General features: G+C 34.9%; 14 protein-coding genes and 2 pseudogenes. 9 read left to right on the top strand and 7 right to left on the bottom strand.

Annotated elements, in window-relative coordinates; all coding sequences use genetic code 11:
- A pseudogene (locus tag Aba26S_RS21265) lies at positions 1-262 on the bottom strand (hypothetical protein); the annotation flags it as partial.
- Between the two features lie 339 nt (positions 263-601).
- Between Aba26S_RS21265 and Aba26S_RS13915 the strand changes: the two are divergent.
- Genes Aba26S_RS13915 through Aba26S_RS13905 form a run of 3 tightly spaced genes read left to right on the top strand, consistent with a single transcriptional unit; the run spans position 602 to position 6,405 of the window.
- The gene (locus Aba26S_RS13915) at positions 602-1,180 is read left to right on the top strand and encodes a hypothetical protein (protein WP_252322555.1); all 579 of its coding nucleotides are present in this window, start codon (positions 602-604) and stop codon (positions 1,178-1,180) included.
- Positions 1,170-3,353: a hypothetical protein gene (locus tag Aba26S_RS13910; protein WP_043972793.1), complete on the top strand. Its 2,184-nt coding sequence runs from the start codon at positions 1,170-1,172 to the stop codon at positions 3,351-3,353. The genes Aba26S_RS13915 and Aba26S_RS13910 overlap by 11 nt, the downstream gene beginning before the upstream one ends.
- Complete coding sequence (locus Aba26S_RS13905) at positions 3,346-6,405, top strand: tyrosine-type recombinase/integrase (RefSeq protein WP_043972791.1); 3,060 nt, start codon at positions 3,346-3,348, stop codon at positions 6,403-6,405. Before Aba26S_RS13910 ends, Aba26S_RS13905 begins: the two co-directional genes overlap by 8 nt.
- Here Aba26S_RS13905 and Aba26S_RS13900 read toward each other — a convergent pair.
- Complete coding sequence (locus Aba26S_RS13900) at positions 6,396-6,719, bottom strand: hypothetical protein (protein WP_052500226.1); 324 nt, start codon at positions 6,717-6,719, stop codon at positions 6,396-6,398. The two genes, Aba26S_RS13905 and Aba26S_RS13900, sit on opposite strands and share 10 nt — an antisense overlap.
- Positions 6,720-6,866: 147 nt before the next feature.
- On the opposite strand from Aba26S_RS13900, the gene Aba26S_RS13895 reads away from it, so the two are divergent.
- Positions 6,867-7,193, top strand: a complete 327-nt coding sequence (locus Aba26S_RS13895) for a helix-turn-helix domain-containing protein (protein ID WP_043972788.1) — start codon at positions 6,867-6,869, stop codon at positions 7,191-7,193.
- 197 nt (positions 7,194-7,390) lie between these two features.
- Here the strand turns inward: Aba26S_RS13895 and Aba26S_RS13890 are convergent, their stop codons facing one another.
- The 3 genes from Aba26S_RS13890 to Aba26S_RS13880 all read right to left on the bottom strand — a co-directional run bounded on the left by Aba26S_RS13890 (position 7,391) and on the right by Aba26S_RS13880 (position 10,823).
- Entirely contained in the window at positions 7,391-7,639 is a 249-nt protein-coding gene (locus Aba26S_RS13890) for an AlpA family transcriptional regulator (protein ID WP_167543104.1), read from the bottom strand.
- A gap of 476 nt (positions 7,640-8,115) precedes the next feature.
- A complete protein-coding gene (locus Aba26S_RS13885) occupies positions 8,116-9,315 on the bottom strand; it encodes an integrase arm-type DNA-binding domain-containing protein (RefSeq protein ID WP_043972784.1) in 1,200 nt (399 codons plus the stop codon).
- 335 nt (positions 9,316-9,650) lie between these two features.
- Positions 9,651-10,823 carry a replication initiation protein gene (locus Aba26S_RS13880; protein ID WP_043972782.1) on the bottom strand — a complete coding sequence of 391 codons (1,173 nt, stop codon included), beginning with the start codon at positions 10,821-10,823 and terminating at the stop codon, positions 9,651-9,653.
- A 913-nt stretch (positions 10,824-11,736) separates the two neighbouring features.
- Here Aba26S_RS13880 and Aba26S_RS13875 point away from each other — a divergent pair.
- The 3 genes and pseudogenes from Aba26S_RS13875 to Aba26S_RS13865 form a co-directional block, all read left to right on the top strand.
- Positions 11,737-12,513, top strand: a complete 777-nt coding sequence (locus tag Aba26S_RS13875) for a ParA family protein (RefSeq protein ID WP_004942653.1) — start codon at positions 11,737-11,739, stop codon at positions 12,511-12,513.
- Positions 12,514-12,531: 18 nt separating this feature from the next.
- Positions 12,532-13,431 carry a ParB/RepB/Spo0J family partition protein gene (locus Aba26S_RS13870; RefSeq protein WP_043972778.1) on the top strand — a complete coding sequence of 300 codons (900 nt, stop codon included), beginning with the start codon at positions 12,532-12,534 and terminating at the stop codon, positions 13,429-13,431.
- A 148-nt stretch (positions 13,432-13,579) separates the two neighbouring features.
- Positions 13,580-14,404 (top strand): annotated as a pseudogene (locus Aba26S_RS13865) (alkaline phosphatase); the annotation flags it as partial.
- Positions 14,405-14,821: 417 nt separating this feature from the next.
- Here Aba26S_RS13865 and Aba26S_RS13855 read toward each other — a convergent pair.
- Together Aba26S_RS13855 and Aba26S_RS13850 are read right to left on the bottom strand one after the other, a co-directional pair.
- Positions 14,822-15,969, bottom strand: a protein-coding gene (locus Aba26S_RS13855) for an IS3 family transposase (RefSeq protein WP_155770356.1) whose coding sequence is annotated in 2 segments (ribosomal slippage) — positions 14,822-15,723 and positions 15,723-15,969 — 1,149 coding nt in all. Because the reading frame shifts where the segments join, the coding sequence is not laid out codon by codon here.
- Positions 15,970-16,065: 96 nt separating this feature from the next.
- Complete coding sequence (locus Aba26S_RS13850; RefSeq protein ID WP_252322556.1) at positions 16,066-16,353, bottom strand: transposase; 288 nt, start codon at positions 16,351-16,353, stop codon at positions 16,066-16,068.
- A 567-nt stretch (positions 16,354-16,920) separates the two neighbouring features.
- On the opposite strand from Aba26S_RS13850, the gene Aba26S_RS13845 reads away from it, so the two are divergent.
- Together Aba26S_RS13845 and Aba26S_RS13840 are read left to right on the top strand one after the other, a co-directional pair.
- Positions 16,921-18,054: a ThiF family adenylyltransferase gene (locus Aba26S_RS13845; protein WP_024435864.1), complete on the top strand. Its 1,134-nt coding sequence runs from the start codon at positions 16,921-16,923 to the stop codon at positions 18,052-18,054.
- Complete coding sequence (locus tag Aba26S_RS13840; RefSeq protein WP_024435865.1) at positions 18,038-19,123, top strand: ThiF family adenylyltransferase; 1,086 nt, start codon at positions 18,038-18,040, stop codon at positions 19,121-19,123. The genes Aba26S_RS13845 and Aba26S_RS13840 overlap by 17 nt, the downstream gene beginning before the upstream one ends.
- The last annotated feature ends 1 nt before the right edge of the window (position 19,124 follow it).

The raw sequence follows: 19,124 nt of genomic DNA, 5'->3' as shown, positions 1-19,124 counted from the left end.
ACATTAAACTTCTCTTAGCTATAATTCTTTTCTTCATCCCCTTAAATTGTAGAGGGATCACCGTATCCATTGTTTCAACTATAAAACAATCTACCAATCTATATAGTTTTGGAGACTTATTTCCCACTCCCTCAATGACCCACACAATATCCCCAGCATGAGTGTTACCATTTGCATTTGTATATAAAACCGACTCTGGTAGTGCTCGATAACTCATTTTTGTCTTATTAACGTTATGGTATCCAATCCAATGTTTTGTCATATACAGCATCTCATCCAAAATAATTTCATAATCATACTGCTATATTAAATATAGAAAAATACAATTCACCTAGAAACCTGTCACATTCACATTAAATAGAATCAATCACTTACAAACAAAATCCTGTACATACCCTTTTTTTCCCATCCGCTTTGAGTCGCTCAAATTCATCAAAAACCATCCACATTTATAACCAATTTCTTGACCTTTTTATAAGAATTAAAATTTTTTGTCCTTCTTGATTTAAGTTAAAAACATCAGGAGGGCAAATAAATGAAGCCTACAAAAAAAGTAAATACTCAGCTAGCCAGTAAAAGACCGTTTCACACAAAGGGGGTTATGATCCGTCCTTACCCGCCACTGTTCAAAATTTACCAATGCTATGCCCAGATTTTAAATGCCTCGCAACTGCCAACACACTTTCAGCATGACCTAAACCTAGTGTCTACTACTAAGCTTACTCAAGCTGAGTCATTCGCAACAGATAACTTTCTGCTTGTTTATATGGCACAACAACAAAATATTCGAGTTAAAGCCCATCCCATTCTAGAAGCTGATATAGACCTCGTTCAGGTTCAATATCAACTCAGCACCTCACTCTTTAAGTTAATGACTGAGCTTAAGATCAATCCACAGGTTCTTAACCCCGATAGGCTACTTCAAAACTTAAATCAGTCGCTATCGAAACAAGCAATTTACGATGTGAATCAAAAGCTTTATGACAAGCCCAGATGTAGTCTTTCTCTAGATCTGCTCGCCAAGCTGATCGACTGCAGCCGTAATCAACTGCTTTATCGCCAAAAGCAAATCAACGGCGCTCACGATCTACGAATTCAAGCACTCAAAAATAAATGTAAAGCACTCACGAGCGCACAACCATGTGCATCACAATTTTGGAATTTAACCCATGAAAATTGAAAACATCATTGAACGAATGCTAGATCATGAATTGTTTGATCAGGGCTATCAAAATACTATCGCACAGCACTTAAAAACTGCAGTCTTAATCCCTGAGCTAAAATTCTTATTCGATACAACTATCAACTTCGATGCGGACTCTCAGTTTGAGCTCCCAATAAAACTACCTCTGCCTTCGAGTGTTGCTAAACATCCGATCTGTGCCTATCTCTATTCAGTAGCTAAGCACGAATATGCAGTTATACAACGATGGGCTGTGAATAATTTACATGCAGCGTGTATTCTTAAATCTATCCCTAATAAGGGCGAAAAAGACCATCAAAACACGATTATTAAAGTTCTTGATAGATTTCGATTAGCGAACGAAGCTTATGCCATATCGCAACAAGGCAAACAGTTGAATCGGTATCAGCAGGAATATTTGTGGTTATGGGAGCAACTGCCTAGCGATGAAATTCCATTAGTGCAATTCGTAAAGAATTTACGGGAATTAGAAAACGATACTAAACTCAATCGTTTTCAGTATCTATTACTGCTTGATATACGACGATTCTATGATTATGTGCTAGCACTTAAACCCAAAAAAAATTATTCAGCGCCTCCAAAACAGATCAATGAACCACATTATCTAGATGAGTACGACGCAATTTTATGCCATCTACAAGATATACCTAAAAAGAAAAATCCAGCCCTCTTCTACGAAAAATCACAGGATGAGCAGCTCGATCTACAATACTCAATTAATACAGCACAGGTATCGCCTTTAGCCACTCAATCTAGTTTTCTACAACATAAAATTAGCCAACTGACACAACAGCACATCATTAGACAACAACATAATTTCAGCTGTAGTAAGCATTATCCAGATTTCAATAGCTTAAGTTTATTGGTAGAGCATTGCTACCAGGTCTATCTGAGTCATCCAGAAAAAAATAAAGCGTATCTTTTTATATTACTCAGTTTCCTGAGTGGTGTTCCTGTTGAGCAATGGTTATATCTACAATCCAAGCAGCGCTATGCACTGAATAAACGACAAAAGATCATTTTAGAAAACGATCAATATTTTCTACGTTCAAAGTTCACGCTATTTGAGAACGCTGACTTCGAATACAAAAATCAATTACTCAATCAAGTGACCTATTTCGATTTACCACTCATTGAAGAATTAGTAGACGGTCTAAAACAGTCTCCAATTGTGAGCCAAGAGCAAGTCAATCAAGCATTAAAGAAATGCCGTGAAGAACTGTTCATTCCATCGTTATCAACTAAGAAAATAAGTGTCTTACTACATCATTGTATTTATAGACATACCAATAACGAGCAACTCGCTGACATTCTGACTGGCATAGATGCCAATCGATCGGTGTCTATTTCATATTGCTCGTATCCGGTATACCGCCTGCAACAGAATTACCAAAGCACGGTAGAACAGTTGTCTCGTGATTTAGCAAAAAAAATTCATCTTACTTCCGATCCCGAGCTTAGATTTGGTAGTTGTAAAGCTCCCAAGCCTGCAACAGTAACGGCTATATTTGCCTACTTACAACATCAGATCATTCAAGCCCGACACAGTAGCCAAATGCTGGAGATGTTCAATCACTACAACATTTGGCTTTGGCATATTTTATTGCTTTTTACAGCGGCTCGACCTGTGAATGGATTCCCTGGGTTCTTAAAAAACTTCGATTTAAAACAACAATGGCTTTGGGTTTCCGACAAAGAAATTCACTCAAGAACGAATGATGGTCGCTTAATCCCGTTATGTGATTTTGCTGTTCAAGAAGTCCGTCAGTTTATTGGCTATTTAAAAGAATTCAAACAACTGCATCCAGAGCATCAATCACACATTCAAGAAATTTTAAGCAGTAAAAAGCCACTGCTGAATGTTTATCAGCAGGGAGAATGGCAAGAGCTTAGTCCCCGTCTTATAAGCTCATTTACTCATGTTATGGAGCTCAACCACGCAAATTGGCTTAGGCATACAGCTCGTGCATATCTAACTTCGAAAGTTGATGAACAGTTCATTCTAGCCCTGATGGGACATGAACAAAACCAACAAGAAATGGGGCAAAAATTCTCAAGCCTGTCTCTTCAACAATATAGAACCATCGCAACTCATCTCAATGAAATGCAAAATTTTTACAGTATTGATGGAATGTATGAATATGCCTAAACAAACAAAGTATGCACATGAACGCCGTGCTAACAACAGAGACCAAAAGCGAATTAAAGAGCGTATACAATTTCAAGCGATCATCGATGAGTTTCTGTCGTTCGAGCAATTACAGCAAGCACAGCGGTCAGGAAGTATAGTCACGCTCTTTGAGCAAGTTAGCCAACACTTGGATCAACATCAATATAGTTTTGCTCTAAAAAAGACGTTTTATCAGCAGTTCCGTAAACGTATTATTCAATACAATCACACAAATGATGCAGACTTACCACTACCTACTCAACATCTCGTCTCTATTCAACGCACGCCATTGCTTTTCAATGAGACTCGGCTAGAACAATCTAAATCCATCTCACTGATCAAAGAAAAACTTCTAAGATTTTGGTATACAACAGATAACTTTACCGCAGATGAAAGCATTGGAAATATACTGATCTGCGCAATCCTCTATGGTGGGATATCAAGCCTTTCTAGCCTACAAGCTTTGCTCGAACACTTAAAACAACAAGGTTCGATTGATCAGATTCCAAAAATACAAATCCCCCTGATCTTTCTAGAACCTCAGTCACCACATTATGGTGATTTATATGACCCTAAACAGCCTTTAAAAAAATCTAGAAATTTTGTGCCCGACCGGTTAACACTGCTATGGATTGCGAGACTTAAAACACAAAAAATTGATATCCAATCTGATTGTTACACGTATATCAATTGTATTTTTAAAGCACTAGCACTTCCGTTAAGCCCAAAGCAATTTAATCAACTCTTACAAACCTCAAGTCATTCATGGATGCAGCTAGACAAGGTTGATTTAAGTCCTGCGCTAAGTCTTTGCTTATCAGAAGAGATTGAGACTTGTGGTTTAAGTCTAAGTGCGTTTAAACGTTATCTCACGCCACAGTTATCCATTTTCGATTCACAACAAGCGCTAGAACCCCTGCCGAAAATACTAAATCCGACAGAAAAAGCAGAACAATGCTGCACAGATCATTCTGTAGACTCATTGATTGCATTGCATAAACAAATTTTAAAATTTTTTAGAAATAGTGATCAAACCACAAAAGAGCTACGAAACTTCTTACTCAGCCAGCATGACCATCTTCCCGAAAATGCAAAAAGATTGGGACTGTGGTTATACAGCCTGTTTCATCCTGCCGTAGATGATATGCAATCTATCTGTAGGCTTTATCAGCTCGATCAAAATAAGTACTTACGCTATATCACTCAACAGCAGAAGATTCGCCATTCTTCAATCTATAGTTATTACACCAAACTTGCCGAGTCATGGTTACTCCATAGCACTGACTTTATAGAAGAATCTAACCTGAATGACCGTCTAGATGTAATCTACAACCGCATGTTAACTGGCATCGGTAAATCAAAATCACAAAAAATCGATCTCCTAAAACGATTCCATCAATTCCAACAGATGCTATTTAATGCTGAATCGTTCCCTTTGAGCGGTGCGGGACTACGTGTTCATTCACCCAAAGCTGAAATTATCTCAGGAAAAACTTTTCAATATCTACTCAGTCAGCTTAGTCAATATAAACATTCCAGCTACACCGCACATGATTTAGAAATGCTGAGTATCGTATATACGATAGCTTTTCGTACGGGCATGCGCATTAATGAAATACTCGGTATGCGAATCAAGGATGTGGAAGGTGTCAAAGCGAGTTCAATTTGGATACGTCCATATCGTGCGAAGCATCAACAGCATTTTCTTAAAACGGATAGTGCTGAGCGTAATCTCAACGTTCAAATTTTACTAAGCGAAGAAGAACATCTTAAATTTCAGCAATACTGCAAGGCACGCCGTAGCGCTTATTCATCCAATGACTACCTATTTACTCTTTGGAATAGTGCGGGACGTATCAAACCCTACTTGGTCACCACGCCTTTTCAAAAGTTACTTGATGCTATTTTGCCAAATCATTGCTATAGCTTTCACTCGCTGCGACATAGTGCGACGAACAATTTAGCCATGATTTTGACCATGAACTACAAATTTGTAACAACCTTCACTGACTATTCACATGAGCATTACAACTTGATTCGTAGTCAGCTCTTACGCTCTAACACACCTCAAAACTCTTGGTATCTACTTGCCCATTTATTGGGCCACATAGACCCAACTGAAACCTTTAGGAGCTATTTGCATCTAGCTTACCTGATGGCCGGTTACCAGTTAAGAAAATTTGACCCACTTATTGATCGAGCTGTTATTCATAAGATTTGTCCTCGCTTAAAACCACCACAAAAACATCAAATAGCGCTGAGTTATTACGATGAACAAATAGCACGAACAATAAAAATTAAATCTATAACAACGCCTGATGAATACATCAACACAGCTAAGATTCAAGCTGATTTAGTACAAGCAGAGGACAACGATTTTATTTATGGAACGAGTAAGTCAGCTTATCCATTCCCTCTAATCGCAAAAATTCTCAAAAAATTAGATCAATCATATACACCGCAACTGCTTGCGCAACAATACGATTTTCCGATAGAACAACTCATGCTATGGCAACGGAATATAATCAGGCTCAAACAGCTCAAAAATCGTAAGAATCGTCCACGTTTCATCATGGATGCAGATAAATCAGAGCGCATACTTCCGCACCTTGAAACTGCAGAGGACAAAAGTTTATTGGAATATTTTTTTAAACAGCTCAATGAATTGAGACGTGATGATGCAAATATCTTAGATGCGATACATATTTTTGAGACGAAAGCGAATATTTCACACGCTGGATTAATCTTTAAACCGAATGATGTAAGACTAGCAAATCGTTTTTTAAAAGGGATTTATGGTTTATTTCCAGCAAGCTGTTGGCAGATTGCAATATCTTCTGAAATCTGTGAGGAAAAGCTGATGGAACGACTGTCATTTAATCTTCAATCTGACGGTATCAACAGCAGTTTAAATAATTCCTTTAAGCTAGAACTAGTATCTCAAAAAAATGCTAAAGCATTAGCTGTGTTCCGCTATTGCATGCTCGTTTTATTGATCGTGTGTACGCCGTTGCAACCAGATCATAGTTGATCTGGTTGATAGCCTGAAAACTCATAAAAGTCATGCAACAATTGAGCATAGACATCTGAAAAATTTATTAAGCTTTCTGGTTGTAAACCATAATGGTCAAAATAGCGATCATCAATGAAATAAGCTAATCCTATGTGCGTGTTGAGATAAGTTGATACGCCCAGTTGCCGACAAAAGTCAGGATTATATTGCAACTGTAATTGCGTATTACAAATAATTTTTGAGGCTACAATTTTAGCTACATTGCGAATATTGAGATGGCGAATACTAGGATGCATCGATGTCAAAATTCGACTCGAAGAATAATCCATCATGATCGTTTGGCCTTCAATTGATTTAGATTTTTATCAAGTAATGATTTAGTTGCTTCTCGTTTTACAAGTAAGCATCTAAACTATGTCTATATTTATATAAAAACATGACCAAAACGTCAAGTTTTTATTGTCTATTTGGCGGTAATAATGACACTTGAATTAGACTCGAATGAATTTAAGATTCGATTGAAAGAAGTCAGAAAGATACGAAAGCTGACACAGCAAGAACTTGCTGAAAAAACGGGAATACCCGTAACCTCTATTGCGCATTTTGAGTCGGGCTCACGTAAACCCTCATTAGAGAATTTTTATAAACTCATTGTCGCACTTAATGTATCAGCCGATTACATCTTGGGACGCCGTGAAAAAATGAGTACCTCAGAGATTGATCCTATTACTAATGCTTTACAGGAATTACCAGAGTTGGAACGCAAAATGATTGAGAAATTTATTATTTCTTTAGGCTCTGACTAGAGACAACCATGCATATATGAATCAGACAAGAAAAAGACCTAAAAATTAAAAAACCACCTAACGTGGTTTTTTTTTTCAAGGATCAAAATAGCTTTTTCCTCGTGAAATATTTTTTTAAAAGTAAATTCACATCATGGTTTTATAAAATTACCCCTTGAGCCTTTCTCCTTTATCCAAACGTTCCCATATAAGCCAATTTATTGTTTCCTACTAACAGAAGACCTATTCTTTTTCTGTATTTCATACCAATTCAACACCTCCGTATAATCAAAGTAGTTATGCGCTTTTTCACCATCTGCAAGCTTAAAAGGTCGTGGAAAATCGGGATTCTTTGCGATCAAAAAGTTTAGTCCCGTCCTCGACAAGCCTAATTTTTTTGCTACATCATTAAACTTTAAAGCTAACGCTTTATTTTCCTGAATCATAGTTGATTGTGGTGTATTCATTTCCAACATAAATATTTTTTCAAAAAAAGAAAAAATCATATCAGACTAAAAAAATTATTTTTCCAATAGTGTCAATTCGTTAAATTTAGTTCAAAAATCAGAATGAAATTCATTCATGTACCAATTGAAAATCTCATCAACATCAAAATACATCACTGCTTGTCGAGTATCTCGATCTCTCATGGGTTTTGGAAAGTTAGGAACAGCATTTTGAATTTTGATAAGTTGCTGACGATTAATCTGTAAAATTTTGCACAATATGCTACTTGAACATCGCCACACATTTTCTTCACGGAGTTTCATTAAAATCGGATTTATTTGACTATGAGGGTTTAGTAAAGTTTTCATCAATTTATCAAAACAGTTAAAACCCATTAATCTACACATATTAGAAAAATCACATCTTCAATAATCCCGTTTCGCAAAAAAAAAGCCGAAAATAAAATTTCAGCTTTTAAAATTATAACAAGAACACTTTAATCAAACATTCTTACTCCGCAGATCGAATCCAAGTGGTCAGCCCAAAATTGCATAACATCCACCCTTTCTCTTAAGTGAGCACCTTTATCATATGCACCTTTCACACCTGCTTTTTGATGAGACAATGCTGATTCAATCACTTGTTCTTTATCACTAAAAATATCATTTAAAAAAGTACTCGCAATGTGGCGAAATCCATGAGGATTCTGCTTCCCAGTATACCCCATTCTTTTCAATGCTGAAGTGAAGGTCACGTCAGATATAAATTTTTCATTTGAATTACTTCTTGATGGAAACAAATATTCATTGCCATCCCCTGAAATCTCTTTTAATCGAAGCAATAATTTAATTGCTTGCTTCGGTAACGGTATCGCATGAGCTACTCTTCTTTTCATCAGATCAGCAGGTCTAAGCCATACTCTTGTTTCAAAATTAAATTGATCCCAACGTGCAGCTCTCAACTCACCAGGTCTAGGAAACAACACCAAGAGCAATTCGAGTCCAATGCTAGTAGTTTCAGAGCGATAATTACGGATTGCATTAACAAGATCGGGAAGTTCATCCATTACGACATGTTTCATTGAGCCTGAAGTATGATTTACTAGCCCTTTTCGTACTCTTGCGAGAGGGTTATAGCTAATTAAATTATCATCAATTGCATAATCATAAGCATTACGACAATACGAAATTAATTTTTCAAGTCTATTGAATATCCCTTCATTTAATTGTTTTTCTCTGAAAAATTCTTTCCATTCAGATGCGGAAATTTCTTTAAATAAACGGTGACCAAATACTGGCAATATATGCTTTTCTATCGACTGATACTCTTTCTTATAGGTTTTATCAGTCCATACACCTTTTTTCGTATTCATCCATTTAATCAGTAAATTACCAAACAATAGGTTCTCTTGTTGTTTAGCTTCCAATAATTTCTCATTTTTAGTTTTTAAAATGAGTTCACCATTTTGATACTTAATAGCCAACGAGCGTGCTTCTTTGACTGAGATTGCTGGGTAGCTTCCCAACCCAAGCCATGTCCACTTACCAACCGTACTCTTAAATCTTAACTGCCATGACTTTTTGCCTGTTACACCAACTTTTAAATACAGACCTGAAATATCTGAAACTCTGTACTCAGATTCTTTTGCTTTTAATGCTGCATATTGTGTATCTGTAAGTAATTTAGATTTAGCCATAAAATTTTGATTTTCCTAGATTAAACTAGGCTCCTGTATCCTGAGTTCTATTTTTTATACAGGATACAAGCCAGGATACAAATAGGGTGTTTTTATACGAGTACACCTGAGTATTCTTAAGACATAAAAAAACCCTTAACTCTTTTAGAATTAAGGGTTTAAGTATGTATTTTACAATATAAACACATGAATTTGGTGGGCCCAGACAGACTTGAACTGTCGACCAACGGATTATGAGTTCATAGGTCTATTAATTAGCTATCAAAATATAACCTAAACTGATATCAAGCTTATTTTACACATTATCGTAAACAGTGTAGCAAGTTGCTACACTGTCATATAACTTCTTTTCCAAATATTTCATTCAATCGTTTTCTATTTTCTTTTACAAAATTTGGATTATTTTTTAATTTATATTTCATTTCTTTCTTAAATTCACTCATTGAACTGCCAGCTACAGCAAAATCCATTTGGAACATAATATCATTAACTATCACATTTGCTTGAGATTCAGTTAAGCACCCTTCTGTCTTAAACCACTTACTTAACTGTTTATAATTTGGGTCGTTCGCATAGATGTACCAAGACCTTACGGTCATATCGAACTTCGCACCTAATTCTTTAACAAGCGCATTATCATCAAAATTGACATCTAAATAGATTTGAGTCTTATCATTAGTATTAGATACAACAACTTCAGTGGCATGCCTATTAAGAATTTTAAATCGAACTCCGACAATAGGTCGACCTTTCTTGATGGTATCGTATTCTAATTGAAGACTAGTCCTTTCATTAATTTCTTCAATAATTTTGTCTAAAACGTATCGTCTAAAATCAACCCAACGATCGTATTTTTTCTCCCCAATATCAATTAATGCTTTGATATTCTCAAGTGAAAGTTCAACCTCATAAGAATCTTGATTAGCATACTTAAATTCATTTTTGATAAAGTATGAATACAAACTCATACTGGTGACAGAGTCCAAAGCAAATAAATCTTTCAATTGATAGGTTGTAAAATTTCCATTTGCTAAACGAGTAAAATATGGAAGTACTTCACTGGTGAAACGTATCTGCAAAGCATTTTTAGCATCATCTTCCCAACGGAGTTCACGAATAATTGGTACTACTGAGTGTACTTTTTTAACTTTACGCTTATTATCATCCACGGACTCTTCAATTACAAAATGGGCTACTCGTGATGATAATTCTTTATAAATACGATCAATAGCAACATTAATGGAATTCTTTTTATCTAATCCTAATAGTTCGCCTAAATCATCTTTATGCAAATATATATAAGTTTGCTCTGTAATTTCACGATCTTGATTATTCTTTTCACCATAATTCGCAACAGCCATCGCATAAAGTAGAGCTTTATACTCATTAGATGATAATTCAATTGGTCTAATCAGACGGTTACTAGTGCTAACTACTCCATTATGTCGAATATTACCAATACAATAAGGTAGATGTTCTAATTCTTCTGGTTCGTTGTGATTGCTCATAAGTGGAAAGATTAAAATATTTTCTACATGTTATACACAAAAGTGGAAGAAGATGCAAACCGCTCACTATTTTCTCTTCCTTACATTAAATTAACTCAGTTTATGCCCATCAAACACCTTAAGAGTGGAAGAAGTGTCACTATTAAAGTGCAATTTTGATACTATCTAGTCTTATGGTGGAATTAATATAAAATTAAACACTTTTAAGTGACAATTCTTCCACCTTTGATAATTCATCCGTATCGCTAAAGCAATCAATTTGAAAATAGGAATAGCCTACAGCACCACTAAAGTGGAATTAATCAACACATATTCCACTGTTAAAGTGACAAGCCTTCCACCATTCCGATATTCTTGACTATTAAACATCATGTTATCAATTAAATTTTATACAAATAGTTTATCCACAGAATAAAAAACATCTAATGACAAGTCTTCCACCTTTATTTCAATAAAAACAAACTTATCAACATCACAAGCAGTTGAATTATATTGTTTTAAATTAAAAAATCCACATTAAAATAAATCACAATGACAAGTCTTCCACCATAGTGACAAACCTTCCACTTATCGGTGACAGACCTTCCACTTATTAGTGACAAACCTTCCACTTAAAGGTGACAGGGCTTCCACTTATCAATGACAGGTCTTCCACTTATTAGTGACACGCCTTCCACTTTAAAAATTCTATCTATTTGTTTTTAAAAAAATAAAATTTGTCTAATTATAATTAACTAATTAATACTAATTAATAATAATTAAAATTAGCTAGCTATATTTTTAAAAAAAGTTAAGAAATGTTTTCTCCACATCTTTTGAATTCAAAAGATAAAAATATGACAAAGGAACTGTAGCAAGTTGCTACAAATATCTTTATATTAAATGAAATCAAAGTAAATTCCTTAAGACAAATATGTCAACTAAAATCATTGCTGTAGCTAATCATAAAGGTGGTTGCGGGAAAACAACTACTGTAGTACATCTTGCTTCAGAACTTGCTGAATTAGGAAATAAGGTCTTAGTAATTGATCTGGATCCACAAGCAAATGCAAGTTTACATATAGGATTAAGACACCCTAGCGAAGTTGAAACTACATCAGCGGAATTACTCATTGGTGATATAAGTTTATTATCAGAAGCATTAGAAGAAGAAACAAAATTTAAAAATGTTTCCTTAATATATGGCTCATTAACTCTTGGTAAAACTGAAGATCAATTGAAAGATGATGCACCAAGACCAACCGAGGAACTTTCAAATAAATTGGAAATTCTAGAAGGATTATATGACTACATTCTTATTGATTGCCCTCCGAGCTTAAAATTATTAACTAGCAATGCTTTAGCCGCTTCGACACATGTTATTGTTCCAATTGAATCTGGTTCACAATACGGTCTCTATGGTGTTACTGATTTAATTAATCATTTAAGTAAAATTAGAAGAGTTAACCCTGAGTTAGAACTCTTAGGTGCTTTATTAATTAAACATGATGAGCGTCAGAATGTATGTAAATTAATAAAAGATGAAGCATTTAATCAAGTTGGAGAATTATTGCATACCACAATTCCAATGAGCACTAAAGTTAATCAAGCTGCAATTTTGCAACAACCTTTATTATCTGTTGATAAAAACTCAAAAGTTCGAAAAGCTTTTGAAACTTTAGCACAAGAAATTGTTCAGCGTGTCGGATAATATAATTCTGGAAATACTATGGTAAGTAATAAAGAGCTATTGGCTAAACGTCTTCAGCAAAATACTCAAAAGCATCAACATGCCCAAAAGGAGCATATTAATGATGTCAAAGAGCTAAGACGTAATGTACAAATTACAGATATTCAGGCTAGCCCTAACCAGCCTCGAAAACTCTTTAATCAACAAGATATTAAAGATTTAGCAGCATCAATTGAGGAAATTGGGCTATTACAACCAATTGCAGTTCGTAGAATAAATGATAAATATGAGTTGATTGCTGGTGAAAGACGATTGAAAGCCCACCAATTTCTCAATAAGAACACCATTGAAGTAATCATTATTGATGCATCGGATGAAGAAGTTGCTTTATTAACATTAGCTGAAAATTTAAAGCGAGAAGATCTGACAGATTATGAAATATATGTTGGATTAACTTCTTTGGATGAAAAATTAAAAAAAAATAAGCAGAAGTTAGCAAAGTCATTAGGTATGAATCGTGAAGATATGTATAAATATTTATCTTTTGAAAAATTACCTGGAGAGTTGATTGAAGATTTGGAAAAACAGCCGTCATTATTAGCACGGACCGCTGCTACAGCAGTGAAAAAATTTCTATCAGATCATGAAGAAAACCATGAAAATGCTAAAGAAGCATTATTTGAAGCATGGTCAAAATTGCTTAAAAAAGAAGTTGAACAGACAAAACTGGCATCACTAGCTGAAAAAATCTTTAAGTCAAGAGAAACGAAAGAAGTAATTCAAACTTCAATTGTACATAAAATTGAATATGATGGGAAAGTTGCTGGTAATATCAAATTTGACCATAATACATTAAAGGTATCTTTAAAAATCGGACAATTTGATGATCAAAATTTAAAAGAATTAGAAGCTTTCCTAAAAAGAATGTTAGAAAAATAAAGTAAAAAAATAGTGTAGCAACTTGCTACACTATTTTTTGCAATTAGGAAAATTTATATAAGTAGTCATAATAATATTTTCATAAATTTGTCATTTAAATTGAATATTTAAAGCGTATTTTTCGACCATCCTAAGATGAGTCGATGCAATGCTTTGGCATAAGAAAAAATTTAATAAAAAATTAATGAGTTTGGCATGCTGTAGTTTGGGCACAGTTATTTTGATGGGCTGTCAAAGTCCTGCTTTAGTTCAATCAACTTCTACTTCAGTACAACCATCAAAACAGCCTCAACGTGTGGTTTTTTTCTTGGGAGATGGAATGGGTATCACGACACTAACAGCTGCACGAATCTATGCTGTTGGTGAAGACGGGCAACTGCCGATAGATCAACTTCCAGAGTCAGCATTTGTTCGTACTTTCTCAGAAGATGCACAGGTTACAGATAGCGCACCATCGATGGGTGCTTATATGACAGGTGTAAAAATGAAAAATGAAGTGATATCCATGCAGACTGGAACAATTGCAGTAGAACCAGATCAGGCTGGAAACCATCAATGTGGAACCAATCCTCAGAACCAGAATAAGCAAGACACCCAAACTTTACTCGAATTGGCCAAGGCACAAGGTTGGGGTACAGGTGTAGTCACGACAACTCGCATTACGCATGCTACACCAGCATCGACTTATGCCCATATTTGTCATCGTGATGCTGAAAATGACATAGCATCCCAATTAGTACCAAGTTCGCAAGGTGATACCTATCAGCGTTATAACGTCAAATTAAAAGATGGGGTTGATGTGATTCTAGGCGGGGGTAAGCGTCAATTTCTGCCGAAAGATCAAGGGGGAGAACGGATAGACCAACGGAATTTGATCGCAGAAATGCAACAAGCAGGCTATCGAGTGGTCTATGATCAAACTCAACTCTCCCAGATGAAGTTAGGAAAGAATGAAAAATTATTGGGTTTGTTTAGGGTCTGTTGAGAATTACCGAGAGTTAATTACACTCGCGCACAATTGAATCATGGCTTCAAAACTCGTATCTGTTTTACAACTACGCATCGCTATACGTTTAAATTCTTTTAACTTACAGAAATAGTTTTCAATGAGATGACGCCATTTATACATAGTCGTATCAAATGCTCTCATTACTTTTCGATTAGATTTGGGTGGGATCACCACTTTCACTTTACGTTCATTGAGTTCTTGGATGAGCCAATCTGCATCAAATGCTTTATCAGCCAGTTATGCTTGAAAATCAACATCTTCAATTAAAGGTTTAGTTTCTACTAAATCGTGATATTGACCAGTCATTAATCGAAACTTAATGAGGTTGCCTAGACTATCCACTAAGGCAAGAATTGAATAGCCTGAATAGCCACCAAAATTCTAGACACACATAACCATCTTTTGATGGGCCTTTTCATAATCTAATGGAGAACGCTGACCATTGGAACCATGTCTGCGTTTTGAGTTATAGAACATCTCTATATATTCAAAGATATCCGACCTTGCTTCAGTTCTTGTCACATAGATTTTCTTCTTGATCCTCTCTCGCTTTAACAGCTGAAAGAAGCTCTCAGCAACAGCATTATCATGGCAGTTTCCACGCCGGCTCATACTGCTTTCAAGGTTGTGATACTTGAGAAATGTCTGCCATTCATGACTGGTGTATTGGCTACCTTGATCAGAATGAATCAGGACTTTGTTCTTTGGGCTTCTTCGCCACAAAGCCATCAGTAGAGCATCTAAAACCAGATCTGTTGTGATTCTCGACTTCATAGACCAGCCAACGACTAGCCGTGAGAATAGGTCGATTACTACTGCAAGATACAGCCATCCTTCATGAGTGCGAATATAAGTGATGTCAGTCACCCACAACTGGTTGGGCTGGGTGGGGTTAAACTGTCTGTCTAAAGTATTTCGAGCCACAATCGATGGAGTACTAACATTAGCTCTAGGTTTGCGATAGCCGCGCTGTGACTTGAGACCATTCGCCTTCATGAGTCGATGTACTCGATTGATACCGCAACTTTCGCCAACGTCTTTCAAATCACAATGAATCTTGCGATAACCGTAGACTCCGCCAGATTCCAACCAGAACTGTTTAATTAATCCTGAAAGCTGTTGCCGCTTCCTCGCAGTTATACTGGTAAGTTTCTTTAACCAGGCGTAATAACCACTGTGATGAACATCTAACGTTGAACATAAACGACGAACAGACCATATATGTTGGTTGTCCCGAATAAAGGCGTACCTCATTTGGACTGGCTTGCGAAGTACACCGCGGCCTTTTTTAATATGTCCCTTTCTTCAGTGACCCTTTGCAGCTCTTTTTTTAATTTCGCTAATTCTGTAGTTGGATCACTAGATTCTGTTGTCTTGGGCTGCTGTGGATCATAACGTTTGATCCAAGCATACAGACTATGTGTAGTGGTTCCTAAACGTGTAGCAACTTCAGCCACACTATGACCTTTCTCAGTGACTTGTTTTACTGCTTCAATTTTGAATTCTTCAGGGTATCGTTTACTGCTCATAAGCACCTCGTTAATTAGCCATTTTATCTAACTAAAAGGTGTCTACAAAATTAGTGGCTATTCAAATTTTACAGGTCATTCCACCTCGAGATTTACCTATAGACTGTTTGAAAGTCCCCCTTTTGCACCTTGGCCATGTCGATGAACTTTAACAATCGTTCCATCAATCATGGCGTATTCCAAATCAACATCTTCATTTACAGATGCAAAAATAGTTTCAAATACACCAGCTTTCACCCAGTCACGGTATCTTTTAAAGACGGTATTCCATTTACCAAAATGAGGAGGTGGATCACGCCATGGACTGCCTGTACGCAGTTTCCATAAGATCACTTCCATGATATTTCTACTGTTTTTTGAACGGTAGCAACCATGTAATCGCATAGTATTTTGAATTTGCTGCCAAATATTTTCGGTAAGAAGAGTGCGTGCCATTGAAAATATGGAAATAAAAATAACTCAAAGGAAAATTTTAAGAATTTAAAACCAATTCTTCAAATGAGGACATGACCTAAGCTTTTTAGACGTTAGTCATAAAAGTAGTTCTTGCTCCCAACTCTGATTGATTAATATTTAATCTTAATGGGGGTTATTTTTTCATCATTATGGTCATATCTGTTGAAATTTTAAGAAATTTTTCATATATTTATTTTGCTTAAAAATTATCTTATAGGTAAAAAAATGTCCAATAAAATAGATCTAAGTTTTGAAGTTGTTCGTCCTGATATTCATGCTAGTAGAGAATATACAAAAACATGTTCTGGAGGGGTGAGTGATTGTTGTACACGTACTTGTACACGTATTACTGATGACTCTAACTCATCATTAGATGCTTGGGAACAATACCTAGAAGTTAACGAAGGTATTCTCCAGTACTGATCCTAAGTTATTAAAAAGTAGAACCTAAATAGGAATATTTAGGTTCTACTTTTATTTTAAGAGTAGCCCTCGATGTTAAATAAGTTTTTCAAAATTCAAGATACAGTTGATGTTTACATTAAGGATTTAGAACAAGATGGAAAAGTAATAATTACTTTTCATAAGATGACAACTAGACAAAGAGTCGAAATAATTACCAAAAAAAATGTTGCTGAATTCTTAGCATTATTGGATGGTAAAAAATCTGTAATTGAAATCCTAAATAAACTTGGCAAGTTTTCGAGTGAAGAAGCAGAAAAACTTATAACTTATTTATCAAATGAACATTTATTAACAGATACTTCTTTAAATATCGATATTGATCATCGCTATGATCGTCAAATTAATTACTTCGATGATATGATTCTTGATCGCCGAGGATCAGAAACTCAAAAAATTTTAGCGTCAAAACATATTGTGTTTCTAGGGTGTGGTGCAATAGGATCGACAATTGCTGAAATTTTAGTTAGAGCTGGAGTACAATCCTTAACATTAGTAGATTTTAAAAAAATTACAAAAAGCAATATAGATCTTCACCTATTTGCGACAGAAGAAAATATTAGCGAATCAAAAGTTCAAGCCTTAGCAAAATATTTAACAAAGATTAATCAAAAAATAAGAATCAAAACTTTTGATGAAAAATTACTTCCAAATACAGATTTATCAAGATGGATTGATAATAAAGTAGATCTAGTTATTAATAGCTGTGATGAACCTTATATTGGGCATACCTCATTAAAAGTTGGTAGATATTTACAGAATTTTAAAATACCACTATATGTTGCCGGAGGCTTTGATGCTCATCTTATGAGTTCAGGAGAGCTAATTAATCCTCCATTTACCCCATGTATTGATTGTTCACAACAAACCTTTACTAAAGCGTTAGAAGGTTGGAAACCCACTTATAGTCATATAAATACTTCCAATGTAATTGTAGAAAACAATCAATTTGATTCTGAAAATAACTACACAGTAGGTGGAGCTGGAGGACTGATTATGATGAGTAGTTTTTCAGCAAATCTTAGTTGTATAAAAATACTACAATTCCTATGCGAAGATTCATCTTTCGATCATACACCTATTAGATATGAATATTTACCCAATAAGGGAGTTATGACTGAATTTGTATTGACGCGCCAGGAGGAATGTAATGTCTGCAACAAATAATCTTAGATTTCGTCAAAGTATAGGTGTAATCTCCAAAGCAAACTCTGTAGAGTTCTTTAGAGCTAATATAAGAGAAAGCCTAATTTTAAAGATGGATAGTAATAAAATTCTGGAATTATTACAAAGTTTTAATGGTAACAATTCGCTTAAAGATATTTGTAATAAAATGAATTTTATAGATCTAGGACAATTAGAAACTCTAAGTAATTTTCTAAAAGAAGAATTTATTCTGATTGAACAAGATCTACCCTATTCTCTTAGCCTAACAAAAGATAATTATAGATTAATAAATATATTAGAGGATTACTTTCACTCAACTAGCGAAGTTATCAATGCTATTGAAAATTTAAAAAAATCCAAAGTCATGATAATTGGTGTAGGTGCAGTAGGAAGCTATATTGCTACATATTTAGCAAAGGTAAAAGTAGGAAAATTTATTTTTGTTGATTCCGATACAGTAGATATAAGTAATTTACATAGACAGTATTATTTTGAAAAAGACATAGGTGAAAAAAAAGCTGATGTTTTAGCTGAGCATCTCAAAAAAATAGACAACAATATTGAAATTAAAACCATTCATAACTTATTGGATGATAATTTTTTCAAACTGAATAGTTTAGATGAAGATATAGATTTAATTATTAATTGTGCCGACCAACCAAGTGTTGATTATACAAGCAGATTAGTTGCAAAATATGCAATGAAAAATAATATTCCACATATAGTGGGCGGTGGTTATAATCTTCATCTAACATTAATAGGACAGACAATAATCCCTAATTTAACTGCATGTTTTAAATGTTTTGAAAAAGCATTACACGAAAAAAATCTTATTGATTTAAAAGGTATAAAAAAATTACATCGTGAAGGAAGAAAATTAGGATCCTATCCACCACTTTCAGGTCTTGCCTCTACTCTCGCTGCTTTAGATGCGTTTAAAGTATTAATTAAAAAATATGAGTATTTACAGCAATCAAACCGACGTATTGAATTTAGTATAGAAAAAAATAATTTTACTATTAGAGAAATACCAAAAGATCCAAATTGCGAATGGTGTGGAGTAAGTTAAT

This window comes from Acinetobacter sp. NBRC 110496 (assembly GCF_000876115.1).
Taxonomy (GTDB): domain Bacteria; phylum Pseudomonadota; class Gammaproteobacteria; order Pseudomonadales; family Moraxellaceae; genus Acinetobacter.
This window is presented reverse-complemented; position numbering and strand designations above follow the sequence as displayed.